Below are 24,344 nucleotides of genomic sequence, written 5' to 3' on the forward strand. Positions count from 1 at the left end.
GAGATTTAGCGCCGCGAGGCGTGTGCGACTTCCCGTGCCGAGATCGCCTTGTGCAGGTGCACCATCATGGCGGCGGCGAAGAGCGGCGTCAGCAGGTTGAGCAGCGGCACGGCGAGGAAGGCCGCGACAACGAGCCCGGAGAGAAACACCGTACCGGCATACTGCCTGCGCAGGGCTCTGGCCTCTTCTTCCCCGCGAAACCGCATGGCTGCGAACTCGAAGAATTCGCGCCCGAGCAAATAGCCGTTGACGATGAAGAAGGCGGCGATGTTGATGCCCGGCACCAGCAGAAGCAGCAGCGCCACTACGTTGCCCAGGATGACGACGCCGAAGAATTTTATCGCCAGCACCAGCGAGCGCAGTGCCGGCATGGCGCGTCCGGCCGGGTCACCGGGATAATCGGTGCGCTCGACGACTTCAGCGACATTGTCGAGGAACAGGCCGGCGATCACCGCCGTGACCGGTGCGATCAGAAGCGCCATGCCGAAGGCCAGCGCGATGGCCGCGACGATGCCGCCCAACCAGCCGGCCCAGGACGGCATGCCGGGCAACAGCGTCTGCAGCCACGGCAGGGCCAGCCATTCAATCAGGCTGGTCAGGCCGAACCACAGGGCGACCAGCGCCAGCAGGGTCAGCCCGAGCGTCTTGATGAACACGGCGCGAAACGGAGGCGAGAGCAGTTCCAGGGCCGCGGTGCGGGCAGCGTCGAAAATCACCGTGCTTCACCCCAGGTCAGCGGACACATCCACAAGGCAGGACGCCTTCGAGATAGGCGGTGCGGCCCCCGAGCACAAGCGCGGGCGGTTGCTTGCCTTTAGTCTGCTCCCAGATCTGCCTATCCAGCTAAGGCCGGCTTGCGAACCGGCATGGTCATGGCCGCCACGCCGGCAACGACAAACCCCATGCCGAGCCAGGCCGCGGGGCCCAGGCTTTCACCGAGGAAGACGGCGCCGATGCCGACGCCGATCGGCACCCGCAGATAGGCCTGAGACGTGGTGCCGACCGAACCCAGCGTGTGGATCAGACGGAAATAGATGACGAAAGCCAGTGCCGTCGAAAACACCGACAGGCCGAGCAGGGCAAGGATGGAAGCCGCCGAAGGCGCCAGGGTCCATGGCTGGTCGACCGCCAGGCTGAGCGGTACCAGCATGACGGCGCCGCACAGCATCGAACCGGCGGCGGGAAGCATCGGATCGAGGCCCTTGAAACCACGGCCGAAGATGGCGGCACCCGCATAGCACACGGTTGCCGCGACGATGGCGATCTGTGCCCAGAGCTGGTGGCCGATGCCGCCAAGGGCCTGCGTGCCGACGATGAGGCAGATGCCGGCGATCCCGGCGCCGACGCCGACCAGCTTGCGCGCGGTCACCGGCTCATGACGGGTGATGAGCGCCGTCAGCAGGAAGGTGAATATCGGCGAGGTGGCATTGAGGATGGTGGCAAGGCCGGCGTCGACCGAACGCTCGGCCGCGGCGATCAGCGTGAACGGGACGACGCTGTTGAGGCAGGCCTGGAAGGCGAAGCGGCGCCAGCTTGCCGCATCGCCCGGCATGGCAAGCCCGCGCCAGCGGATGATGGCGAACAGGATGGCGCCGGCGATCAGGGTGCGGGCCGCGATGAAGGTGATGGGCGGGATGGTCTCTACGCCGATCTTGATGAAGGTGTAGGAGGCCCCCCAAAGTACCGCCAGCACACCAAGCAATGCCAAGTCGGTGGTCGTGTCGTTTTTGGCAGGCATGGGCTCGCGCCTTCGGACCGTGATCGAACAGGCGCAGATGTAGGCGACATCGCGACGAAATGTTTCGGCCACGGACGAATTGTCGTAGCGCCTGGCTGGTGCGGCAAGGACAGAAAATCGGTTGCCAGTTTTCAGGATCATGCTGTAGACCCGCGCGGGCATGGCAAGAAGCCGGCCCGGGTTTTTGGCGGAGACATTGATGCCGGATTATGACGTGCTTTGCATCGGCAATGCGATTGTCGACATCATCGCCCAGTGCGAGGAGGAATTCCTCGAGACCAACGGCATCATCAAGGGTGCGATGAATCTCATCGACACGCAGCGCGCCGAATTGCTCTACAGCCGCATGGGCCCGGCGATCGAGGCCTCCGGCGGCAGCGCCGGCAACACGGCGGCAGGTGTTGCCTCCTTCGGCGGACGCGCCGCCTTCTTCGGCAAGGTCTCCAACGATGCGCTGGGCGAAATCTACGCGCACGACATCCACGCGCAGGGTGTCGCCTTCGACACCAGGCCGCTCCAGGGCGAGCCACCGACGGCGCGCTCGATGATCTTCGTCACCCCCGATGGCGAGCGCTCGATGAACACCTATCTCGGCGCCTGCGTCGAACTCGGGCCGGAAGATGTCGAAGCCGACAAGGCGTCCGGCGCCAAGGTGACCTATTTCGAGGGTTATCTGTGGGACCCGCCCCGCGCCAAGGAAGCCATCCGGCAGACGGCGAAACTGGCGCACGCGGCCGGTCGCGAAGTATCGATGACCTTGTCGGATTCGTTCTGCGTCGACCGTTACCGCGACGAGTTCCTCGACCTGATGCGTTCGGGCACGGTCGATATCGTTTTTGCCAACAGCCACGAGATCAAGTCGCTTTACCAGACGCCATCGTTCGAGGAAGCGCTTGCGCAGATACGCAAGGATTGCAGGATCGCGGCGGTTACCCGCTCCGAAAAGGGCTCGGTTATCGTGCGTGGCGACGAGACAGTGGTCATCCAGGCGACCGCCATCAAGGAACTGGTCGACACGACGGGCGCCGGCGATCTCTACGCCGCCGGCTTCCTGCATGGCTACACACAGGGGCGCGACCTCCAGACCTGCGGCGATCTTGGCTCACTGGCGGCCGGATTGGTAATCCAACAGATAGGCCCTAGGCCACGGCAGAATCTGCGCAAAGAGGCCGAGTGGGCGGGGTTGTTGTAACAACGCCCTTCTCTTCGCCCCCTTGTGGGGTAAGGCAAGCGCAGACCGCTTCCGAACGTCGCGCAGTTGTCACATACCGCTCCTACACGAAATGCGAGCGTGCCGTGACTGACATTTCGACATGCTAATCGGGTGTGAAGCAATGCAGGACAGCAACCTGTCGGGTCGCTACATCTGTTGCCGTCGCACTTTCCACTTTCCGCCGTAACCGTTCAACAACCGGCCGCGGCCGAGGGAGGAGAGCGCGCGGCCCAGAAAACAGATGCATGACAAGATTTCAGATTAAGACGACATTTCAGACCAAGACGACCGGCATCACGCAAGACGATTTCGCCGACATGGTAGCGGAAAAGGTCGAGCGTGCGCTTGCCCACTATGACGAAGCCATCAACGGCCCCACAATGGTCTCGGTCGGCAAGATCGCCGGCAGCATAGCGTCCGCCGTCACCCTGCTGTCGCCCAAGCACCAGCGCGCCATCGACGCCATCCATGCCGACCTTCCGGGTCTGGCCCAGAAATTCGTGCGGGCGCTGGCGGCGGAAGCCGCGCGCCGCGGCGAAGCCGGCACCGCTGGCGCGAAGAACCTGTCCTCGGCCCTTTTGGCCGGCGCCGACACCCCGCTCCCGCTTCCCCATTCCGACGACCTCGAATCGATGCTGATCGAGGACTGGGCCGGCCGCGTCGCCGGCTCGACCTATCTGGAAGAGAACCTGCGCATCGCCCGCTCCACCTTGCACCGCTGGCAGAGGCGCGGCGACGTCATCGCTCTGCGCAAGGGCGGCCGCAAGCACGTCTTCCCGCTGGCGCAGTTCGTCGATGGTAGGCCGGTCGCGGGCATAAGCGACGTGCTGGAGCTGATCGGCAATCCGAGACTCGCATGGCTGTGGCTGACCCGCCCTGCGGCACAGCTCGACGGCCGCATTCCGATCGACCTGATGCGGCAGGACCAGGCGGAGGAAGTCGTGGAGGCGGCGCGGGCGTTCGCACCGGGGTGAAGTCGGCGCGGTGTCAGCCCTTTCGTTCCGCGAGCAGGCCGAGATAGTGCTGCAGCACCGCCGCCCCGGCAAGCGACGTGATATCGGCGTGGTCATAGGCGGGCGCCACCTCGACAACGTCGGCGCCGACAATGTCGAGCGAACCGAGCCGGCGCAGGATCATCAGCGCCTCGCGAGAGGACAAGCCGCCCGCGACCGGAGTGCCCGTGCCAGGAGCATAGGCCGGATCGAGGCAATCGATGTCGAAGGTCAGATAGGTCCTGGCATCGCCAACACGGGCCTTGATGCGCTCCACGACACCCATGACACCAAGCTCGGCGACATCCTCACCGTAAAGGATCTCCAGACCGCAGGTTTCGGGAGCATGCGTGCGGATGCCGACCTGGATGGACCGGTCCGGCCTGACGATGCCTTCGCGAACGGCCCTTGCGACAAACGAGCCATGGTCGATGCGCCTGTCCTCGTCGTACCAGGTGTCCTGATGGGCATCGAACTGGACCATCGCCATGGGGCCGTATTTTTTCGCGTGGGCCCGAAGCAGCGGCCATGTCACATAATGGTCGCCGCCAATGGAAAGCAGCGTCACGCCGGCATCGACGACCTCGCTCGCTTGCGCCTCGATCTGCCGCGGCGTGTCGTCATGCCTGCCGAAATCGAGCCCGCAATCGCCGTAGTCGACGACCGCCAGCCTTTCGAACGGATCGGTCTGGAAAGGATATTGCGGATCGCCCTCGAGGATGGCTGAAGCACGCCGCACGCCTTGCGGCCCGAAACGGGCGCCCGGACGGTTGGAGACGGCGGCATCAAAGGGAATTCCCCAGATGGCGACGTCGACGCCGGCGAGATCGCGGCTCAGCCGGCGTCGCATGAAGGAGAGCACGCCGCTGTAGACCGGCTCGTGCGAGCCGCCATGGATATGCTTGCCGAAGACGGCATCGTCGGTTTCGCGGGCACGAGGAAGGGGCTGCAACATTTGCCGAGGTCCATTTCTGGGGAATGAGGGGTGACAGATACGGCTCAGTTCGTGCCGGTGACGAAGCTCGTCCAGAGGCGGGTGACCAGACGCAGCGATTTCGGGTCGCGCGGCTGGGCAGCGAACAGCCGCTTCAGCATGTCTTTCGAGAAATAGATGTTCGGGTTGTCGCGCACGGTTTCATCGACCAAAGGCGTCGCTGCCTGCACGGCATTGGGGTAGAGCGTCGCGTTGGTGAAGCGGGCGCTGACTTGCGGTGCCATCAGGAAATTCATCAGGGCATGCGCATTTTCGGGATGCGGCGCATCGACCGGCACGGTCATCACGTCGAAGAATATCTCCGTACCTTCCCTAGGTACGGAATAGCGCACGTCGACGCCGTTCTTGGAGTCCGCCGCCTTGGCGTTGGCGCCGATCGCGTCGCCGCTCCAGCCGAGCGCCAGGCAGAGGTCGCCCGCTGCCAGTTCGCTCATGATCGACCCGGATTTGAAATGTCTGATGTAAGGCTTGATGGCAGCCAGCAATGCGCCGGCTTTGCGCAGCTCGGCCTCGTCGGTGGAGAACGGATCGAAGCCGAGATAGTTGAGCGCCACCGACATCACGCCTTCTGGCGAATCGACCATGGCGATGCCGCAATCCTGGAATTTGGCCGCGATCTCCGGCTTGAAGATCATGTCGAGGCTGTCAACCGGCGCGTCCTTCATCCGCGCGGCGACCTTGGCCGGGTTATACATGATGCCCGTGGTGCCATAGGCGTAGGGGAGCGCGTAGACATTGCCTGGATCCTGCCTGGCGAGGAATGCCATGATGTCAGGGTTGAGGCCGCCGGCATTGGGGATTTTGGCCTTGTCGAGTTTCTGAATGGCGCCGGCCTCGGCATATTGTCCGACCAACGCCGCGCCCGGCATGATGATGTCGTAGCCCGAGCCTCCGGTCAGCGCCTTGGTCGTCAGCATGTCGACGGAATCGAAAGTGTCGTAAACCACCTTGATACCGGTCTGTTTTTCAAATTCCGTGATCGTGTCGGCTGGCACGTAGTCGTACCAGAAGAAGATGTTGACGATCTTGTCCTCGGCCGCGGCTGCACCGCAAAGCGAGGCCGCGGAGAGGCAAAGCATCGAAGCGGCAAGCAGGGCGAGACTGCGCATGGGGCGGCTTTCCAGCAGAAGGGCTATGGCCACAAACTGACGGACGCGGCATTTTCAGACAAACGGCTTTTCGGCCCGAGTCAGTTGACAAAAATTCACCTGATGCTGTCTCATCACCCCATGAAGCTCCCCTCACTGAATGCCATCAGGGCTTTCGAAGCGGCGGCACGGCTGCGCAGCTTCAAGGAAGCGGCGGACGAACTCCGGCTCACCCCTTCGGCGGTAAGCCGCCACATCCGGCTGCTGGAACAGGCGCTGGGCCTCGACCTGTTCGAGCGCGGCTTCCGGCAAGTGGCGCTGACGCCGAAGGCGACACACTACGCCCGCCGGCTGTCGGCGGCTTTCCGCGAAATCGAGAATGCGACCGAGGAAACCGGCGAACAGGCAATAGGCCGCAAGGCCAGACGCGCTTCGTTGTCGATCAACGCCACCTTCATGAACCTCTGGCTCGCCGATCGCTTGCCACGCTTCCGCGACCGGCATCCCAACTGCGAACTCGATATCTCCATTCATGACGACGAGAACCGGGGCGGCAACCCGAGCGCCGATCTGCTGGTGCTGTTCACCGTTGAGACCGGCGATCCCTCGCTCCTTCCGCTCGTCTCGCTCGTCATCTTTCCGGTGTGCTCGCCCGCTTTCCTCGACAAAAAGAATGCACCACGAAAACCCGCCGATCTCGCAAGCTGCCGGCTGCTGCATGAAAACACCACGGTGTGGTGGGAGGAGTGGTTCGAGAAGGAGGGGCTCGCCGGATTGGACGCGAAACCTGGCCCGATCTTCCACGACCCGGCGCTTGCCGTCCGTGAGGCCGTCAATGGCGGCGGCGTTGCGCTGGCCGACAACATCATGGTCGAGGATCTGCTGGCCAGCGGCCAGCTGGTCGCGCCCTTCACGATCCGCCACGCAATTCCACAGAGCTACTGCCTGCGGCAGAAGCCCGGCAACCGCAATTCAATCAGCGTCAGGCTGTTTCGGGATTGGCTGCTATCTGAGATCGCCAGCCACAAGCAGGTGATGCGGCTGGCGTGAGGCGTCCAACACGAAGGAAAGCCCCTCAAGCCCCCGCCGTATAGGCGGCGATCGCCGCCATGTTCACGATATCGCTGTCCTTGGCATTCAGCGACACGATCTGCACCGGCTTGTTCAGACCGACCAGCAGCGGGCCGATGACGGTCGAGCCGCCGAGTTCCTGCAGCATCTTGGTCGAGATCGAGGCCGAGTGGAAAGCCGGCATGATCAGGACGTTGGCCGGACCGGTCAGCCTTATGAACGGGTATTGCGCCATGGCGCGGGCGTTGAGCGCGACGTCGGCGGCCATCTCGCCGTCATATTCGAAGTCGACGCGCCGCTTGTCGAGGATGCGCACGGCTTCCTGGACACGCTCGGAACGTTCGCCCTGTGGATGGCCGAAGGTGGAATAAGCAAGCATCGCGAGCCTTGGCTCGTAGCCCATGCGGCGAGCGAAGCCCGCCGCCTCCTCGGCGATGTCGGCGATCTGCTCGGCGTTGGGCATGTCGTGCACCGCGGTGTCGGCGACCAGCACGGTCTTGCCGCGCGCGAGCACGATCGAGACGCCGATGACGCGGTGGCCGGGCTTGGCGTCGATGACGCGCCTGATGTCGTCAAGCGCGGTCGAATAGTTGCGGGTCACGCCGGTGACGATGCCGTCGGCGTCGCCCAGCGCCACCATGCAGGCGGCGAAATGGTTGCGGTCGTTGTTGATCAGCCGCTGGCAGTCGCGGAACAGGAAGCCTTTGCGCTGCATGCGTTCGTAGAGATAGTCGGTGTAGATCGAATTGCGGCGCGACAGGCGCGCATTGATGATCTCGATGCCTTGCTTGTTCAGGTCGATGCCGGCGTGCCTGGCGTTCTCCTTGATGACGTCGTCGCGACCGAGCAGGATGGCGGTGCCGAGCCGCTGGTTCACGTAGGAGACAGCGGCGCGCATCACCTGCTCCTCCTCGCCCTCGGCGAAGACGATGCGCTTGGGCTGGCGGCGCACGCGGTCGTAGATGCGCTGCAGGGTCGAGGCGATCGGGTCGCGGCGGGCGGAAAGCTCCTGCGCGTAACGGTCGAGATCGAGGATCGGCTTGCGCGCGACCCCCGAGTCCATTGCCGCCTTGGCCACGGCGATCGGAATGGCCGAGATCAGGCGCGGGTCGAACGGCACCGGAATGATGTAGTTGGGGCCGAATTTCGGCCGATTGCCCTGATAGGCCGCGGCGACATCGTCGGGCACGTCCTGGCGCGCCAGTTCTGCCAGCGCGCGGGCGGCGGCGACCTTCATGTCGTCATTGATGGTGGTGGCCCTGACATCCAGCGCGCCGCGAAAGATGTAGGGAAAGCCGAGCACGTTGTTGACCTGATTGGCGTAATCCGACCGCCCGGTGGCCATGATGGCGTCGGTGCGGATCTCGGCGACTTCCTCCGGGGTGATCTCGGGATCGGGATTGGCCATGGCGAAGATGATCGGGTTCTTGGCCATCGACTGCACCATGGCGGTGGTCAGTGCCCCCTTGGCGGAAAGGCCGAGGAAGACGTCGGCGCCGTCGAGCGCTTCGGCCAGGGAACGCGCCTCCGTCTTGACCGCATGCGCCGACTTCCACTGGTTCATGCCTTCGGTGCGGCCCTGGAAGACCACGCCCTTGGTGTCGCACAAGATGATGTTTTCGGGCGAAAAACCCATCGCCTTCATCAACTCGATACAGGCGATGCCGGCGGCACCCGCGCCATTGCAGACCATCTTCGTGGTCTTCATGTCGCGGCCGGTAATCTCCAGCGCGTTGATCAGGCCGGCGGCCGAGATGATGGCGGTGCCGTGCTGGTCGTCATGGAAGACCGGAATGTCCATCAGCTCGCGCAGGCGCTGCTCGATGATGAAGCACTCCGGCGCCTTGATGTCCTCCAGGTTGATGCCGCCGAAGGAAGGACCGAGGAAGCGCACGCAGTTGATGAACTCGTCGGCATCCTCGGTGTCGACCTCGAGGTCGATGGAATCGACATCGGCGAAGCGCTTGAACAGCACCGCCTTGCCTTCCATCACCGGCTTTGAGGCCAGCGCGCCGAGATTGCCGAGGCCAAGAATGGCGGTGCCGTTTGAGATGACGGCGACCATGTTGCCGCGCGTCGTGTAGTCGAAGGCTTTGGATGGATCCTCGGCGATGGCTCGCACCGGCACGGCGACGCCCGGCGAATAGGCGAGGCTGAGATCGCGTTGCGTCATCATCGGTTTGGTGGCGACGATCTCCAGCTTGCCGGGTCGGCCCATGGCGTGGAATTCGAGCGCTTCCTGCGCGCTGACGGACGGACCGTTGTTCTCGGTTTTCCTGGCCATGATGCTTTTGATTTCCTCGCCGATGAAGCACCTCCTTGAAACGGGTGCCTGTGTGCTTGCGAATTAAGACCACGGGCCCCCGCGTGTAAACCACGAAGCTGGGCAAGGCTGCTTCAAAGCGGACACGGCCGGTCAGAAGCCTTTCCGCGCCGTTCCAAATGTCGTGATTTCGTGCGCATGCTGGCGGGCCGTTGCCCAGCGCCGCAAGAGACCAATTTCGGGAAACGGCCATTGCGATAGCGGCGGCTGGCTGCTTCCCATCCTCTTCAACAGTTCCGACAGGAACACTGTGAGTTCCTGTCGTTGAGCCCGCACCTTGGCCAGCGTGCGGTTGCGAATCTCCTCGCGGGGAATGGCGCGATCGCGCAGCGTCTCGACCGCGCGCCGGATCGCCGCCGGATCGGGCTCGGCGATGATGCAATAGTCCGGATCGAAAAAGACGTCCCGGCCGCCAAGACTGGGCGTGCTCACCACCGGCAACCCCGCCATCAGATATTCCATGCTGGAGCGCATCGCTCCTTCCGCCGCCGACAGACAGAGGCCAACCGAAGCCTGGTTGTAGATGCGGTTGATCTCCTGCGGCGGCAGCAAGCCAGCCAGACCATCGATGATCGGGTTGGCGATGCGATGCAGCGGCGATTGCGCCTGCAAGCGGCGGATGAAGGCACGGTTGCCGGCCCGCGGCAACTCGCCGATCGAAAAGGTGATGTGGGCCAGCCTTTCGATATCGAAGGCGAGGTGGTGGCGCTTGGTGTGCGAGATGCGAGCATTATAGACCGCGTCGAACTCGACGGGGACATCCGGCAAGGGTCGGAAGATGTCCTCGTTGATCATCAGATTGTGGTTGGAGAAGATCGCGGTTCCTCCAACAGCGGTGACCAGACGGCGCTCTTCCTCGGTGTTGCAGAGAAAAATCAACTCATGAGCTGGAAACCGCTCGCGGTGCCAGGCGAGGTCCCTGCCGAGCTTTGGGATGAGACGCGGCCGCTCGAGTGTCCAGTTAGGCATCATCAGGAAGGCGGCGCGGCGCGAGGCCAGGCGACGGCCGATTGCCACGACCGAGTTGAGGGGGCGCTCGCCGCCGATCGGCGTGTAGATCATCAGCGGATCATGACTGATGACATGGACAGCTACCCGGATGCCTCCGTCGAAACCGGAGAAAGGGCCGGTAGTCGGAAGGATGAAAGGAAGCCTATTGGCCGCCAGCTGCTTCAGATTGCCTACCCTTTGGCCGGCCTGGCGAGCAGCATTGAGCCAGAAGCGCTCGAATGGCGAGTCGATCGGTCCCACCATCTCCTCGAACGTTTCGTGCCCGTCTTTGTCCATGAAGCCCCGCCCTTATACCCAAAGACGACAGATATTTGGGATCGCCGCGTCGGGCAATGCAGCCGAATAGCCATTCCGGGGAGACAGCTCGCGGTCTTCCCCTGCTTTTCGATGGCCTGGCATTAAACCCCGCCATCACATCTGCTAGCGTGCCGCGCCATGAACATGCACAGCCCGAACGAGCCCGACGCCGCCCCCGAGGCGATGACGCCGCCGCAGCCCGGCGTTGCCACCGTCACGCCGATGATGGAGCAGTTCATCGAGATCAAGGCGGCTAACCCGGATTCGCTGCTGTTCTACCGCATGGGCGATTTCTACGAGCTGTTCTTCGACGATGCCGAGAAGGCGAGCCGGGCGCTGGGCATCGTGCTCACCAAACGCGGCAAGCATCAGGGCCACGACATTCCAATGTGCGGCGTGCCGGTGCATGCGGCCGACGACTATTTGCAGAAGCTGATCGGCCAGGGCTTCCGCGTTGCCGTCTGCGAGCAGATCGAGGATCCGGCCGAGGCAAGGAAACGCGGCTCCAAATCGGTCGTGCGCCGCGACGTGGTGCGGCTGGTGACGCCGGGCACCATCACCGAGGACAAATTGCTGGCGCCGTCGGAATCGAGTTTTCTGATGGCGTTGGGTCGGGTGAAGGGCGGCAGCGAGCACAGCTTTGCAATTGCCTGGATCGACATCTCGACCGGTGCCTTCCGCGTCGCCGAGACCACCGGCGACCGGCTGCTGGCCGACATCTTCCGTGTCGATCCGCGCGAGCTCATCGTCGCCGAGCCGGTGTTTCATGATCCCGACCTGAAGCCGGTGTTCGACGTGCTCGGCCGTGTCGCCAGCCCACAGCCGCCGAGCCTGTTCGATTCGGCCTCGGCCACGGGACGGATCGCGCGTTTCTTCGAGGTGGCGACACCGGACAGTTTCGGCACGTTTTCGCGCGCCGAACTGTCGGCCATCTCGGGCGCCATCGCCTATGTCGAGAAGACGCAAAAGGCCGAGCGGCCGCCGCTGTCGAGGCCCGAGCGCGAGGAGCAGGGCTCGACCCTGTTCATCGATCCGGCGACGCGCGGTAATCTCGAACTGTTGCGTACGCTGTCCGGCAGCCGCGAGGGTTCGTTGTTCAAGGCGATCGACCGCACGGTGACCGGTGGGGGCGCACGGTTGCTCGCCGACCGGCTGATGGCGCCGCTGACCGACCCAGCGGCCATCGGCGCGCGACTGGACTCCGTCTCGTTCTTCCGCTCCGAGGTCAGGCTTTGCCAGGCGGTGCGGATGAGCCTGAAGAGCGTCGCCGACATGCCTCGCGCCTTGTCCAGGCTGGCGCTCAACCGGGGCGGGCCACGCGATCTCGGCGCGTTGCGCGCCGGCTTCGAGGCGGCAGGCGCCATCGCCGAAACCTTTGCCGCGACCGCCTTGCCTTGGGAACTGGCCGGCGCAATGGCGGCGATTAACGCGCTGCCCAAGGCGCTTGCCCAGCATCTCACCCAGGCGCTCGGCGAGGAACTGCCGCTGCTCAAACGAGACGGCGGCTTCGTTCGCGGCGGCTATCACCCGGAACTCGACGAGATGCGGGCGTTGCGCGACGAGTCACGAAAAGTGATCGCCGGACTAGAGCGCTCGTTGATCGAGGAGACCTGCATCCGCTCCCTGAAGATCCGGCACAACAATGTGCTCGGTTACTATATCGAGGTGACGGCCAATCATCATGCCGTCATGACTGGCAGCGATGGCGCCAAGGCGCGCTTCATTCACCGCCAGACCATGGCCAACGCCATGCGTTTCACCACGACCGAACTCGCCGAACTCGAGACCAAGATCGCCAATGCCGCCGACCGGGCACTGAGCTTCGAACTGGCCGCCTTCGATGCGCTGACGGCGGAGGCGGTCGGCGCGGCCGAGGCGATCCGCGCCGGCGCCGACGCGCTTGCCGTGCTCGACGTGTCGGCGGCGCTTGCGCTTCTGTCGGAAAGCGAGGCCTGGTGCCGGCCGGTGGTGGATTCCAGCCTTGCCTTCGAGATTTCTGGCGGGCGGCATCCAGTGGTCGAACAGGCGCTGCGCCGTTCGGGCGAAGGCCCGTTCGTCGCCAATGATTGCGACCTCTCGCCGGAGGGCAATGCCAAGAACGGCGCGATCTGGCTGCTGACCGGTCCCAACATGGGTGGCAAGTCGACGTTCCTGCGGCAGAACGCGCTGATCGCCATCCTGGCTCAGACCGGCTCCTTCGTGCCTGCGGCGTCTGCCCATATCGGCGTCGTCGACCGGCTGTTCTCACGTGTCGGCGCCTCGGACGACCTGGCGCGCGGCCGCTCGACCTTCATGGTCGAGATGGTGGAGACGGCGGCGATCCTCAACCAAGCCGGCGAACGGGCGCTGGTGATCCTCGACGAGATCGGCCGCGGCACCGCCACCTTCGATGGGCTGTCGATTGCCTGGGCGGCGGTGGAGTATCTGCACGAGAAGAACCGCTGCCGGGCGATCTTCGCCACCCATTTCCACGAAATGACGTCGCTCGCGGGAAAGCTGGCGCGGCTTTCCAATGTCACCATGCGGGTCAAGGAGTGGGAAGGCGACGTCGTTTTCCTGCACGAGGTCGGCAAGGGTGCCGCCGACCGCTCCTACGGCGTCCAGGTGGCGCGGCTCGCCGGCCTGCCGGAAGCGGTGGTCGACCGCGCTAAGGCGGTGCTGCACCAGCTGGAGGAAGGCGAGGTCTCCGGCAAGACCAACCGGCTGGTCGATGACCTACCGTTGTTTTCGGTGGCGATGAAACGGGAAGCGCCAAAGCCGGTGAAGAGCGACGCGCTGGGCGTCGCGCTCGGCGACATCAATCCCGACGAGATGACCCCCAAGGAAGCGCTGGAGGCGCTTTACCGGCTGAAGGGGCTGACGGGGAAATAATCAGATCATCTCCAGCCCGCGTTTTCCCGTCGGCGGCGGGAAGGCACGGTCAAGATCGGCGAGGTCACCGGACGTAAGCTTGATGTCCAGCGCGGCAAAGTTCTGGCGGACGTGCTCCTGGCTGCTGGCCTTGGGAATGGCGATAACGCCGTCCTGATGCATCAGCCAGGCCAAGGCGATTTGTGCAGAGGTCGCATTGTGGCGGGCGGCGATGGCGTCAAGCCTGCTGTTGCGCGCCAAGGCACCCTGCTCCACCGGCGAATAGGCCATCAACGGGATACCTCGCTCTCGGCTCCAGGGTACCAGATCGAACTCGGGGCCGCGCCGCGACAGATTGTAAAGCACCTGATTGGTCTGGACATTGCCGCCGGCGCCGAGCCCGGTCAGTTCCTCCATCTCGTCGGTGTCGAAATTGCTGACGCCCCAGTGGCGGATCTTGCCGGCCTTCTTCAACGCCTCGAAGGCCTCGACCGTCTCGGCCAACGGCACGCTGCCCGGCCAGTGCAGGAGATAGAGATCGATGCGATCGGTGCGCAAGCGCTTCAGGCTTTTCTCGCAAGCCGCCGGCACGCCGGCTCGCGAGGCGTTGGACGGCAGCACCTTGGAGACGAGAAAGAGTTCTTCGCGCCGGCCTGCAATGGCTTCGGCCACCACCTCCTCGGCGCCGCCGCTGGCATACATTTCGGCGGTGTCGATCAGCGTCATGCCGAGGTCCAGCCCAAGCTTCAAGGCATTGACCTCCCCGGCTCGACGGCGGGCATCCTCACCCATTTTCCAAGTGCCCTGTCCCAGCACCTGGACGGCTTCGCCCGAAGGCAGCTTGGTGGTTCTTGTCGTCGTGGGCATGGGGACTCCTGGGTAAGCGATCGAGGCGCATGGCATCACAAGCAAACGGAGAAATCCAGGATGGAGCTCGGGTTGTCCTGTCGCCGCTGTTTGATGCCTTACTTCACCGGATGGGCGACGAGCCAGTCCTGCATCTGCTTGATTTCGGCTTCCTGCGCGGCGATGACGCCTTCGGCGAGTTTGCGGATTTCCGGATCCTTGCCATTGGCAAGCTCGACCTTGGCCATGTCGATCGCCCCCTGATGGTGCGGGATCATGCCACGGACGAAATCGACATCGGCGCTGCCGGTATATTGGGAGGCCATCATGTCGGTATGCATCTTGTCCATTGCCGCCTTGTAGCCTGCCGTGGAAGGGCTTTCCGCTCCCATGGCCATGGCACCCATGTCGTGCTTCATCTCCTCGCTCTGCGCCGGCACGCTTTCGAGGAAGACGGCAAGCAGCATTCCAGCGGCCATCAGCAGCAGCACAAGTTTTTTAGCCAAGGTCATTCATAGTCTCCTGTCGGTTGGGTTTCGTATCTGGGGGTTAATCTCAGAGTTTCAACGTTCTCAGGCGCAATGCGTTTGCGATCACCGAGACCGAGGACAGGCTCATCGCCGCCGCCGCCAGCATCGGCGACAGAAGCGTGCCGGTGAGCGGATAGAGCACGCCGGCCGCGACCGGCACGCCAAGCACATTGTAGAGGAAGGCGAAGAACAGGTTCTGCCGGATGTTACCGATGGTCGCCTGGGCCAGGGTTCGGGCGCGTACGATGCCGTTTAGGTCGCCCTTGACCAATGTGATCCCGGCGCTTTCGACCGCGACATCGGCGCCCGTTCCCATGGCGATGCCGACATCGGCGGCGGCAAGCGCGGGCGCATCGTTGACGCCGTCGCCGGCCATGGCGACGCCGGCACCCTTGCCGCGCAGCTCCTCGACCAGCGCTGCCTTCTGTTCGGGCAACAGACCTGCCCGGACCTCGTCTATGCCAAGCCGTCCAGCGATCGCCCTAGCTGTCCGCTCATTGTCGCCGGTCGCCATGATGATCCGCAGCCCGCTGTCATGCAGCGCCTTGATCGCCTCGGCCGTGGTTGCCTTGACCGGATCGGCGACGGCGACGATGCCGGCCAGCTTGCCGTCGACAGCGACGAACATCACCGTCTTGCCATCGCCCTGCAAGGCTTCCACGCTGGCCAGGACCCCGGAAACGTCGACGGCGAGATCGGCCATCATCGCGGCATTGCCGAGCGCGACCTTCTTGCCCGACACCGAGCCGGAAACGCCCTTGCCGGTAACTGCCTCGAAGCTGCGGGCCTCTGCGATCTTCACCCCGCGCTGGCCGGCTCCCTCGACGATTGCCTCGGCCAGCGGATGCTCCGACCCTTTTTCCAGGGTCGCGGCGCATCTCAGCAATTCGTCCTCGGAAAAGCCGCCGGCAGCCATGACATCGGTCAATTTCGGCCGGCCCTCGGTCAGCGTGCCGGTCTTGTCGACGATCAGCGTGTCGACGGAGGCGAAGCGCTCCAGCGCGGCGGCTTCCTTGATCAGCACGCCCGCATGCGCGCCGCGCCCGGTAGCGGTCATGATGGACATCGGTGTGGCGAGACCCAGCGCACAGGGACAGGCGATGATCAGCACCGAAACCGCCGAGACGATGGCGAAGATCAGGCTGGGCTCGGGGCCGAAGATCGCCCAGGCGACGAATGCGGCGATCGCGACCAGGACGACGGTCGGGACAAAGTAGAAGGAAACGCGGTCGGCCAGGCCCTGGATCGGCGCGCGCGAGCGCTGTGCCTTGGCGACGAGTTCGACGATGCGCGACAGTGTCGTCTCGGCGCCGATCCGTTCGGCGCGCATGATCAGCGAGCCATTCTTGTTGAGCGTGCCGCCGGTCAAAGCGTCGCCTTCGGCCTTCTCGACCGGCAAGGGTTCGCCCGTAATCATCGATTCATCGATGGAGGAGCGGCCTTCGAGCACCGTGCCGTCGACCGGGACGGCATCGCCGGGACGGATGCGCAGGCGATCGCCGCTCTTGACCTCGTCCAGCGCTATATCGATCTCGGCGCCGTCCTCGGCGACCCGCCGGGCGGTCTTCGGCGCGAGGTCGAGCAACGCGCGGATCGCCGATCCGGTCTTTTCGCGGGCGCGCAGTTCCAGCACCTGGCCGAGGAAGACCAGCGCCACGATGACGGCTGCCGCCTCGAAATAGACAGGCACCGCACCGCCATGGCCGCGAAACTGATGCGGAAAGATGTCCGGGAAGAGCGTGGCGACGACGCTGTAGAGATAGGCGGCGCCGACACCCAGCGAAATCAGCGTCCACATGTTGGGGCTGAGGTTGAGGATCGAGTCCCAGCCGCGATGGAAAAACGGGAAGGCTGCCCACAACACCACGGGGCTCGCCAGGATCAGTTCGATCCAGACCTTCGCGCGATCCTCGACCAGGCCCTCAAGCGACAGGCCTATCATCGGCGCCATGGCGACGATCAGCAGCGGGACCGACAGCACCGCGCTCACCCAGAGGCGTCTGGTGAAGTCGACCAGTTCGGGATTTGGCCCTTCATCGCCCGTCGGCACGCCCATGGGCTCGAGCGCCATGCCGCAGATCGGGCAGGAGCCGGGCTTGTCGCGGATGATCTGCGGATGCATGGGGCAAGTGTATTGCGTGCCCTTGGGCATCGGCGCCGGCGCTGGCCCGTCGCCGAGATAGGTTTGAGGCGCCGCCTCGAACTTCGCCTTGCAGCCGGCCGAACAGAAATAGAAACCCTGGCCTTCATGGCGGACGAAATACCTGGCGTCGGCGCGGTCGACGCTCATGCCGCAGACAGGGTCGACTGCGATCAGGTGGCTTCCCGGCTCGGCCTTGAACTTCGAACGACAGCGCTCGCTGCAGAAATGATAGAGGCGGCCGCCATGCTCGGATGTCGGCTTGCCGGCGGCCGGCTCCACCGCCATGCCGCAGACCGGATCGCGCAGAACCGCATCCGAGCCTCCGCCCGTGCCCTTTGCCGCGCAGCAGCCGCCACCATGGGCGCCATGCGTGTGATGATCGTGATCTGAATGCGTCATTTCGATGCCTCGATGCAATGCTTCGAAGCAGAGGTAGTGCTTCCAGTAACTGGAAGGTCAAGGGCTGTTTTGACCTTTCACATTCAGGAGTTGGGGAGTCGTCGGATCGGAAGAATTTCCCTATACAAACGCGCTATCGATGCTAAACGTTGCTCGCTAGAATTGCCGTGTCAAAATTCTTCTCATTAAAATTGTTGCGCTCTGGCAGCTTGGTGCCGCCTTGGATTCGTTCAACAGATGAAGCGTCTGGTCATCAACCTCGATCGGTCTCCCGACCGGCTTGCCCATATGAGGGCGGAGTTTGCGCGCATCGGCCTCGGATTCGAGCGGGTCGCCGCAATCGATGCAAGGGACCGGCCAGACCTCGCGCTGGAGCGCCAGCATGCACGATATGCGGTGCGACGTCTGTCCGGCAGCGAGATCGCATGCTTGCACAGCCATCGCGCCTGCTGGGCCATCATCGCGCAAGACGACTCGCCCTTCGGCGCCGTCTTCGAGGACGACATGGTGTTTTCCGCGAAAGCCGGTGCGTTGCTTGCCGATACGAACTGGATCCCCGCCGACGCCGATGTCGTCAAGCTCGAGACATTCTTCCACACTACCGTGATCCAGCGGGAGAGGTTGCCCGTCGGCGGCGGGTTTTCGCTGTTCAGGCTCCGCAAGCACCACATAGGCACGGGCGGTTACCTGCTCTCCCGGCAGACGGCACGCGCGCTTCTCGAGACAACCGCCGATGTCAATGTGGCGGTGGACAATCTCGTCTTCGATCCCACATTCGCGATCTCGACCGGCAAGACGATCTACCAGCTTGTTCCGGCGCTCTGTGCGCAGGACCAATTCGTGCGCAACAGGTTGCCGAGCCTGCTCGAACAGAGTCGGGAGGCCGAGTGGGTCGCAAGCGGGCTCGCCAATGGACACGGGATACCGGCTCTCGCGCGTATTCGCAGGGAGGCCAGGCGGGCAGCGCGGCAGATGATCGATCTCTGCAGGCTACGGCGGCAGATTGTCGTCCCGCTCGCTCCAGTCGAGGCAACCGACTAGAGCGTTTGCCGGATTGACAGCAGGCCCATACCCAGCGCCGCGAAAACACGCTATAGACGCCGCCCAAAAGGCAAGGCCAACCGGTATCTATGGCGAAAATCTCCCTGAAGCTCGATGAACTGATCGACGGCGAAGCCTTGCGCCGCGAGATGACCGCGCTAACCGAGGCCAGTGCCGGCGACGGTTCCAGCAAGGCCATCCGCACGGCCGTTCTTCAGCTTCTGAAGCGGCGTCTCGCCGAGGGCCGCAAGACAGCCGAAGCCATGCTGAGGCAAGATGGTGGCGGCAACGCCTGCGCCGAACGGCTGTCGCACCTGATGGACGAGCTGATCCGCTCGCTCTACGATTTTGCCGCAACCCATGTCTACCGGGTGAAGAACCGATCCTCCGCCGAACGCATGGCGGTCGTTGCCGTCGGCGGTTATGGCCGCGGCACGCTGGCGCCGGGATCCGACATCGACCTCCTGTTCCTGCTGCCTTACAAGCAGACGCCGTGGGGCGAACAAACGGTTGAATACATGCTCTACATGCTGTGGGACATGGGGCTGAAGGTCGGCCATGCCACCCGCAACATCGATGAGTGCCTCAGGCTGTCGCGCACCGACATCACCATCCGCACCTCGATCCTGGAAGCCCGTTTTCTGTGGGGCGAACGCAAGCTCTATGACGAGTTGATGCTGCGCTTCGACCATGAGGTGGTGCGCACGACCGGCCCGGAATATGTACAGGCCAAGCTCGCCGAACGCGACGAGCGCCACGCCAAGGCCGGTGAAAGCCGCTATCTGGTCGAGCCCAACGTCAAGGACGGCAAGGGTGGCCTGCGCGACCTTCAGACGCTGTTCTGGATCGGCAAATATTTCTACCGCGTGCGCACCGGCGAGGAACTGGTCGAGAAAGGCGTCTTCACCGGAGCCGAGTACCGCGAGTTCCAGAAGGCCGAGGATTTCCTGTGGGCGGTGCGCTGCCACATGCACTTCCTCACAGGCAAGGCCGAGGAGCGGCTGCATTTCGACATTCAGCGCGAGATCGCCGAACGGCTCGGCTATACGACCCACCCCGGCCTGTCGGCGGTCGAACGCTTCATGAAGCACTATTTCCTCGTCGCCAAGGACGTCGGCGACCTGACCCGCATCTTCTGCGCCGCCCTGGAGGAGGAGCAGGCCAAGCACGTTCCCGGCTTCAACCGCATCTTCCTCACCTTCCAGCGCCGCAAGCGCAAGCTTGCCGGCACGTCGGACTTCATCGTCGACAACCATCGCATCAACATCGCCGACGACGGCGTCTTCGAGCGCGACCCGGTCAATCTTCTCAGGCTGTTCTGGTTTGCCGACAAGCACGGGCTGGAGTTTCATCCCGATGCGCTGAAACTGCTCACCCGTTCGCTCGGCCTGGTCAACAAATCGCTCAGGCGCGACGAGGAAGCCAACCGGCTGTTCCTCGACATTTTGACCTCGGACCGCAACGCCGAGCTCAACCTGCGGCGGATGAACGAGGCGGGATTGCTGGGCCGGCTGATCCCGGATTTCGGCAAGATCGTCGCCATGATGCAGTTCTCGATGTACCACCACTACACGGTCGACGAGCACCTGATCCGCTGCATCGGCGTGCTGGCCGAGATCGAGCGCGGCGACGGCGAGAAGGTGCATCCGCTGTCGCATGCGCTGATGCCGGGGCTGAAGAAAAGCCGCGAGGCGCTCTATGTCGCCGTACTGCTGCACGACATCGCCAAGGGCAGACCAGAGGACCATTCCGAGGCCGGCGCCAGGATCGCAAGGCGGATCTGCCCGCATATGGGGCTTTCGCCGGCCGATACGGAAACCGTCGCCTGGCTGGTCGAGAACCACCTCGTCATGTCGATGACGGCGCAGACCCGCGACCTCAACGATCGCAAGACGATCGAGGACTTCGCCTCGATCGTGCAATCGGTCGAGCGGCTGAAGATGCTGTTGGTCCTCACCGTCTGCGACATCAGGGGCGTCGGACCGGGCGTGTGGAACGGCTGGAAGGGCCAGTTGCTGCGTACGCTCTACTACGAGACCGAACTGCTGCTGACCGGCGGCTTTTCGGAAGTCTCGCGCGCCCAACGCACGGCGGCGGCGCGCGAACGCCTGGCCGAGGCGCTCGCCGACTGGCCCGACAAGGCGCGCAAGCGCTATGTCGGACTGCATTATGAAAACTACCTCCTGACCGTGGACCTGCCGGACCAGCTTCGCCACGCCGAATTCATCCGCGAGGCGGACGCGGCGGGCAATAAGCTCGCCACCATGGTCAAGACCCACCAATTCGAGGCGGTGACCGAAATCACCGTGCTGGCGCAGGACCATCCCCGTCTTCTCTCGGTCATCGCCGGGGCATGCGCCGGCGCCGGCGGCAACATCGTCGACGCGCAGATCTTCACCACGTCGGACGGCCGCGCGCTGGACACGATCCTGATCTCGAGAGAATTCGACCGCGACGAGGACGAACGCCGGCGCGCCGAGCGCGTCGGCCGGCTGATCGAGGACGTGCTGTCGGGCAAGAGCTGGCTGCCGGAGATGATCGAGAAGCGCACCAAGCCAAGGCGCGGATCCAAGGTCTTCAAGATCCCGCCACGCGCCGAAATCCGCAATGCATTGTCGAACCGGTTTTCGGTGATCGAGGTCGAGGGGCTCGACCGCCCCGGCCTGCTGTCGGAAATCACCGGAACACTGTCCGACCTGTCGCTGGACATCGCATCGGCGCATATCACCACCTTCGGCGAGAAGGTCATCGACACCTTCTATGTCACCGACCTCACCGGCCAGAAGATCGACAACCCGGCCCGCATCGCCACCACCCGCAACCGGCTGATAGCGACGCTCGAAGGTGTAGCGCTCGAACGCGGCGGCAAGGCCAAGGCAGCCGCCGAGTGACGGCCATCATCTCCTTCTTCCAACCCCACAGGCAGTCTGCGAACGCATGAGTCTCGTCAAGAAATTCGCTACCGTCGCTTCCGGCACGCTGATGAGCCGTGCGCTCGGTTTCGGCCGCGAGATGCTGATGGCGGCCGCACTCGGCACCGGGCCGGTCGCGGACGCCTTCAACGCCGCCTTCCAGTTCCCCAACACGTTTCGCCGGCTGTTCGCCGAGGGCGCGTTCAATGCCGCCTTCGTGCCGCTGTTCGCCAAGGAGATCGAGACGCACGGCACCGATGGCGCCAAGCGTTTTTCCGAAGAGGTGTTCGGGGTGCTGTTCACCGCGCTCCTGGCGCTGACCATCGCCATGGAACTGGCGATGCCGCTGATCGTGCGCTACCTGGTGGCGCCGGGCTTTGCCGACACACCGGGCAAGTTCGAGACGACCGTCACGCTTGCGACGATCATGTTCCCTTATCTGATCTGCATGTCGCTCGCCGCCATGATGGCGGGCATGCTGAACTCCTTGCGGCGCTATTTCGCCGCGGCAATCGCGCCGGCCTTCCTCAACATCATCCTCATTAGTGTGCTTGGCTATGCCTGGTACCACGGACTGGATGCACACGCTGTCGGCTTCGGCCTCTCCTGGGGCGTGCTGGCGGCCGGCGTCGTGCAGCTCGCCATCGTCTGGGTGGCGGTTCGCAATGCGGGCATCTCGATCGGCTTCCGCCGACCGAAGATGACGCCGAACGTGAAGCGGCTCCTGATCCTGGCGCTACCGGCGGCGATCACCGGTGGCATCACCCAGATCAACCAGCTGATCGGAACAGCCATCGCCTCGGCGCAGGACAGTGCCGTGTCCTCGCTGGCTTATGCCGACCGCGTCTACCAATTGCCGCTCGGTGTCGTCGGTGTCGCGGTGGCGATCGTGTTGTTGCCCGAACTGTCGCGGGCGCTGAAGTCAGGCAATCTGATGGAGGCAGCCAATCTGCAGAACCGCTCCGTCGAATTCACCCTGTTCATGACCTTGCCGGCGGCGGCGGCGCTTTGGGTGATGGCGGAGCCGATCGTGCGGCTGGTCTACGAGCGCGGCGCGTTCGCCACCAACCATTCGACGCCCGTCGTGGCGGCGATCCTGGCGATCTTCGGTCTCGGCCTGCCGGCCTTCGTGCTGATCAAGGCCTTCACCCCAGGCTATTTCGCCCGCGAGGATACGCGCACGCCGATGATCTTCGCCGCAATCTCGGTGGCGGTGAACGTCGCTACCGCGCTGACGCTGTTCCCGAGGATGGGTGCACCCGGCATCGCCGTGGCCTCCGCCGTCGCCGGCTGGGTCAACGCGCTGATGCTGCTTGCCGTGCTGATCCGGCGCGGCCATTGGGGCCGCGACGTGCCGCTGTTGAGGCGCATCCCGCGGCTGGTGCTGTCGGCGGTGGTCATGGGTGTCGCCCTCTATTTCGCCGAGCATTGGTTGGCTACAAGGATCGGGCCCGGCTCGCCGCTGGTGGTCAAGGCGACGACGGTGCTGGCACTGGTGGCCGGAGGGGCGCTGCTCTATTTCGTCACCGCTTTCGCAACCGGCGGTGCCGATTTCGGGATGATCCGGCGCAATGTGGGGCGCCGGGGAACAGAAGCCGGCCCGTCCGTGGCAAAATCGGAACTCGACGAATAAATCGGCCGGCCATCCCGCCTGGCCGGTCTTGATCCCATCCGCGCTCTCGTCCATAAGCGCGCCGTCGCAAGAACGTCGCCGCGCGCGGTTTCCAGCCGCATGATTGGCTCCGAAAAGTCCGCAACTTTTCGGAATCACGCTTATACGGCCCTCCACAAGCCATGAGGAAAACCATGTCCGCCTTCAAGCCACTCGTCTTCTCCGGTGTCCAGCCGACCGGCAATCTGCATCTGGGCAACTATCTCGGCGCCATCAAGAAATTTGTCGCCCTGCAGGATACGTCCGACTGCATCTATTGCGTCGTCGACCTGCATTCGCTGACCGCCCAGCTTGTCCATCACGACCTTGCCGACCAGACGCGGTCGATCACCGCGGCGTTCCTCGCCTCCGGCATCGACCCGAAGAAGCACATCGTCTTCAACCAGTCGCGGGTGATGCAGCACGCAGAGCTCGCCTGGATCTTCAATTGCGTGGCGCGCATCGGCTGGATGAACAAGATGACGCAGTTCAAGGACAAGGCCGGCAAGGACCGCGAGAACGCCTCGCTGGGCCTGCTTGCCTATCCTTCGCTGATGGCGGCCGACATCCTGCTTTATCGCGCCACCCATGTGCCGGTGGGCGAGGACCAGAAGCAGCACCTGGAACTGACACGCGACATCGCGCAAAAATTCAACAACGATTTTTCCGACCGCATCGCCGGTCTTGGCGTCGGCGTCGAGATGAGGATAGGCGAGGAGACGGTGAACGGCTATTTCCCGTTGACCGAGCCGGTCATCGGCGGGCCGGCAGCGCGCATCATGTCGCTGCGTGACGGCTCCAAGAAGATGTCGAAGTCGGACCCGTCGGACCTGTCGCGCATCAACCTGACCGACGATGCCGACGCCATCTCGAAGAAGATCCGCAAGGCCAAGACCGACCCGGAGGCCTTGCCGAGCGAGGTCGACGGATTGGAAAGCCGGCCGGAGGCGGAGAACCTGGTCGGCATCTATGCTGGCCTCGCCGAGATGTCGAAGGCCGATGTGCTCAAGGAATTCGGCGGCCAGCAGTTCTCTGTATTCAAGCCGGCGCTGGCCGACCTCGCGGTGGAGAGGCTGGCGCCGATCGCCACCGAGATGCGCCGCATCCAGGGCGACCGCGCCTATGTCGACGCCGTGCTGCGGGATGGCGGCGAACGCGCCGGCGTGCTCGCCGAAACGACGATGAAGACGGTGCGCGACATTATCGGGCTGCTGCAAGGCTGATCGCGGCGCCGTGCACTGCACA

The 24,344-nt window shown here is 64.1% G+C and carries 17 protein-coding genes; 8 read left to right on the top strand and 9 right to left on the bottom strand.

Features of this window, described 5'->3' with window-relative positions; all coding sequences use genetic code 11:
* Nucleotides 1-5 precede the first annotated feature (5 nt).
* Nucleotides 6-716 carry a sulfate transporter family protein gene (locus X739_RS161890; protein ID WP_023792710.1) on the bottom strand — a complete coding sequence of 237 codons (711 nt, stop codon included), beginning with the start codon at nucleotides 714-716 and terminating at the stop codon, nucleotides 6-8.
* Between the two features lie 119 nt (nucleotides 717-835).
* Complete coding sequence (locus X739_RS161885) at nucleotides 836-1,738, bottom strand: EamA family transporter (RefSeq protein ID WP_023792714.1); 903 nt, start codon at nucleotides 1,736-1,738, stop codon at nucleotides 836-838.
* Between the two features lie 199 nt (nucleotides 1,739-1,937).
* On the opposite strand from X739_RS161885, the gene X739_RS161880 reads away from it, so the two are divergent.
* Both X739_RS161880 and X739_RS161875 read left to right on the top strand, forming a co-directional pair.
* Nucleotides 1,938-2,930, top strand: coding sequence for an adenosine kinase (locus tag X739_RS161880; RefSeq protein WP_023792717.1), 993 nt, complete (start codon nucleotides 1,938-1,940; stop codon nucleotides 2,928-2,930).
* 266 nt (nucleotides 2,931-3,196) lie between these two features.
* Entirely contained in the window at nucleotides 3,197-3,925 is a 729-nt protein-coding gene (locus X739_RS161875; protein ID WP_023792721.1) for an antitoxin Xre/MbcA/ParS toxin-binding domain-containing protein, read from the top strand.
* Nucleotides 3,926-3,938: 13 nt separating this feature from the next.
* Here X739_RS161875 and speB read toward each other — a convergent pair whose 3' ends face one another.
* Together speB and X739_RS161865 are read right to left on the bottom strand one after the other, a co-directional pair.
* Nucleotides 3,939-4,898 carry an agmatinase gene (gene speB / locus X739_RS161870; protein WP_023792726.1) on the bottom strand — a complete coding sequence of 320 codons (960 nt, stop codon included), beginning with the start codon at nucleotides 4,896-4,898 and terminating at the stop codon, nucleotides 3,939-3,941.
* Between the two features lie 44 nt (nucleotides 4,899-4,942).
* Nucleotides 4,943-6,046, bottom strand: coding sequence for a polyamine ABC transporter substrate-binding protein (locus X739_RS161865; protein ID WP_023781635.1), 1,104 nt, complete (start codon nucleotides 6,044-6,046; stop codon nucleotides 4,943-4,945).
* Between the two features lie 120 nt (nucleotides 6,047-6,166).
* On the opposite strand from X739_RS161865, the gene X739_RS161860 reads away from it, so the two are divergent.
* Complete coding sequence (locus X739_RS161860; RefSeq protein ID WP_023781636.1) at nucleotides 6,167-7,075, top strand: LysR substrate-binding domain-containing protein; 909 nt, start codon at nucleotides 6,167-6,169, stop codon at nucleotides 7,073-7,075.
* 25 nt (nucleotides 7,076-7,100) lie between these two features.
* Here X739_RS161860 and X739_RS161855 read toward each other — a convergent pair whose 3' ends face one another.
* Complete coding sequence (locus tag X739_RS161855; RefSeq protein WP_023792731.1) at nucleotides 7,101-9,380, bottom strand: NADP-dependent malic enzyme; 2,280 nt, start codon at nucleotides 9,378-9,380, stop codon at nucleotides 7,101-7,103.
* 132 nt (nucleotides 9,381-9,512) lie between these two features.
* Nucleotides 9,513-10,706: a glycosyltransferase gene (locus X739_RS161850; RefSeq protein WP_023772524.1), complete on the bottom strand. Its 1,194-nt coding sequence runs from the start codon at nucleotides 10,704-10,706 to the stop codon at nucleotides 9,513-9,515.
* A gap of 159 nt (nucleotides 10,707-10,865) precedes the next feature.
* Here X739_RS161850 and mutS point away from each other — a divergent pair, with 159 nt between their 5' ends.
* Entirely contained in the window at nucleotides 10,866-13,598 is a 2,733-nt protein-coding gene (gene mutS, locus X739_RS161845; protein ID WP_023772523.1) for a DNA mismatch repair protein MutS, read from the top strand.
* Here the strand turns inward: mutS and X739_RS161840 are convergent, their stop codons facing one another.
* The 3 genes from X739_RS161840 to X739_RS161830 form a co-directional block, all read right to left on the bottom strand.
* Nucleotides 13,599-14,444: an aldo/keto reductase gene (locus X739_RS161840; protein WP_023772522.1), complete on the bottom strand. Its 846-nt coding sequence runs from the start codon at nucleotides 14,442-14,444 to the stop codon at nucleotides 13,599-13,601.
* A 98-nt stretch (nucleotides 14,445-14,542) separates the two neighbouring features.
* Nucleotides 14,543-14,935, bottom strand: coding sequence for a DUF305 domain-containing protein (locus X739_RS161835; RefSeq protein ID WP_023772521.1), 393 nt, complete (start codon nucleotides 14,933-14,935; stop codon nucleotides 14,543-14,545).
* Nucleotides 14,936-14,978: 43 nt separating this feature from the next.
* Nucleotides 14,979-17,495 carry a heavy metal translocating P-type ATPase gene (locus tag X739_RS161830; RefSeq protein ID WP_023772520.1) on the bottom strand — a complete coding sequence of 839 codons (2,517 nt, stop codon included), beginning with the start codon at nucleotides 17,493-17,495 and terminating at the stop codon, nucleotides 14,979-14,981.
* 237 nt (nucleotides 17,496-17,732) lie between these two features.
* Here X739_RS161830 and X739_RS161825 point away from each other — a divergent pair, with 237 nt between their 5' ends.
* The 4 genes from X739_RS161825 to trpS all read left to right on the top strand — a co-directional run bounded on the left by X739_RS161825 (nucleotide 17,733) and on the right by trpS (nucleotide 24,322).
* Nucleotides 17,733-18,536: a glycosyltransferase family 25 protein gene (locus X739_RS161825; RefSeq protein WP_023772519.1), complete on the top strand. Its 804-nt coding sequence runs from the start codon at nucleotides 17,733-17,735 to the stop codon at nucleotides 18,534-18,536.
* 89 nt (nucleotides 18,537-18,625) lie between these two features.
* Nucleotides 18,626-21,427 (top strand): [protein-PII] uridylyltransferase, encoded by a 2,802-nt coding sequence (locus X739_RS161820; RefSeq protein WP_023772518.1) that lies wholly within the window; start codon nucleotides 18,626-18,628, stop codon nucleotides 21,425-21,427.
* Between the two features lie 46 nt (nucleotides 21,428-21,473).
* Nucleotides 21,474-23,081, top strand: coding sequence for a murein biosynthesis integral membrane protein MurJ (gene murJ, locus X739_RS161815; RefSeq protein ID WP_023792740.1), 1,608 nt, complete (start codon nucleotides 21,474-21,476; stop codon nucleotides 23,079-23,081).
* A gap of 173 nt (nucleotides 23,082-23,254) precedes the next feature.
* A complete protein-coding gene (gene trpS / locus X739_RS161810; protein ID WP_023792743.1) occupies nucleotides 23,255-24,322 on the top strand; it encodes a tryptophan--tRNA ligase in 1,068 nt (355 codons plus the stop codon).
* Nucleotides 24,323-24,344 lie beyond the last annotated feature (22 nt).

The sequence above is a fragment of the Mesorhizobium sp. LNHC209A00 genome, from assembly GCF_000502915.1.
GTDB lineage: Bacteria > Pseudomonadota > Alphaproteobacteria > Rhizobiales > Rhizobiaceae > Mesorhizobium.

Bases quoted from the DNA above. Each gene is read 5' to 3' on its own strand.
- X739_RS161860 (WP_023781636.1), top strand. From the start codon at position 6,167: ATGAAGCTCCCCTCACTGAATGCCATCAGGGCTTTCGAAGCGGCGGCA.
- X739_RS161840 (WP_023772522.1), bottom strand. From the start codon at position 14,444: ATGCCCACGACGACAAGAACCACCAAGCTGCCTTCGGGCGAAGCCGTC.
- X739_RS161885 (WP_023792714.1), bottom strand. From the start codon at position 1,738: ATGCCTGCCAAAAACGACACGACCACCGACTTGGCATTGCTTGGTGTG.
- X739_RS161865 (WP_023781635.1), bottom strand. From the start codon at position 6,046: ATGCGCAGTCTCGCCCTGCTTGCCGCTTCGATGCTTTGCCTCTCCGCG.
- trpS (WP_023792743.1), top strand. From the start codon at position 23,255: ATGTCCGCCTTCAAGCCACTCGTCTTCTCCGGTGTCCAGCCGACCGGC.
- X739_RS161820 (WP_023772518.1), top strand. From the start codon at position 18,626: ATGGCGAAAATCTCCCTGAAGCTCGATGAACTGATCGACGGCGAAGCC.
- X739_RS161875 (WP_023792721.1), top strand. From the start codon at position 3,197: ATGACAAGATTTCAGATTAAGACGACATTTCAGACCAAGACGACCGGC.
- X739_RS161830 (WP_023772520.1), bottom strand. From the start codon at position 17,495: ATGACGCATTCAGATCACGATCATCACACGCATGGCGCCCATGGTGGC.
- speB (WP_023792726.1), bottom strand. From the start codon at position 4,898: ATGTTGCAGCCCCTTCCTCGTGCCCGCGAAACCGACGATGCCGTCTTC.
- murJ (WP_023792740.1), top strand. From the start codon at position 21,474: ATGAGTCTCGTCAAGAAATTCGCTACCGTCGCTTCCGGCACGCTGATG.
- mutS (WP_023772523.1), top strand. From the start codon at position 10,866: ATGAACATGCACAGCCCGAACGAGCCCGACGCCGCCCCCGAGGCGATG.
- X739_RS161850 (WP_023772524.1), bottom strand. From the start codon at position 10,706: ATGGACAAAGACGGGCACGAAACGTTCGAGGAGATGGTGGGACCGATC.
- X739_RS161880 (WP_023792717.1), top strand. From the start codon at position 1,938: ATGCCGGATTATGACGTGCTTTGCATCGGCAATGCGATTGTCGACATC.
- X739_RS161855 (WP_023792731.1), bottom strand. From the start codon at position 9,380: ATGGCCAGGAAAACCGAGAACAACGGTCCGTCCGTCAGCGCGCAGGAA.
- X739_RS161835 (WP_023772521.1), bottom strand. From the start codon at position 14,935: ATGACCTTGGCTAAAAAACTTGTGCTGCTGCTGATGGCCGCTGGAATG.
- X739_RS161825 (WP_023772519.1), top strand. From the start codon at position 17,733: ATGAAGCGTCTGGTCATCAACCTCGATCGGTCTCCCGACCGGCTTGCC.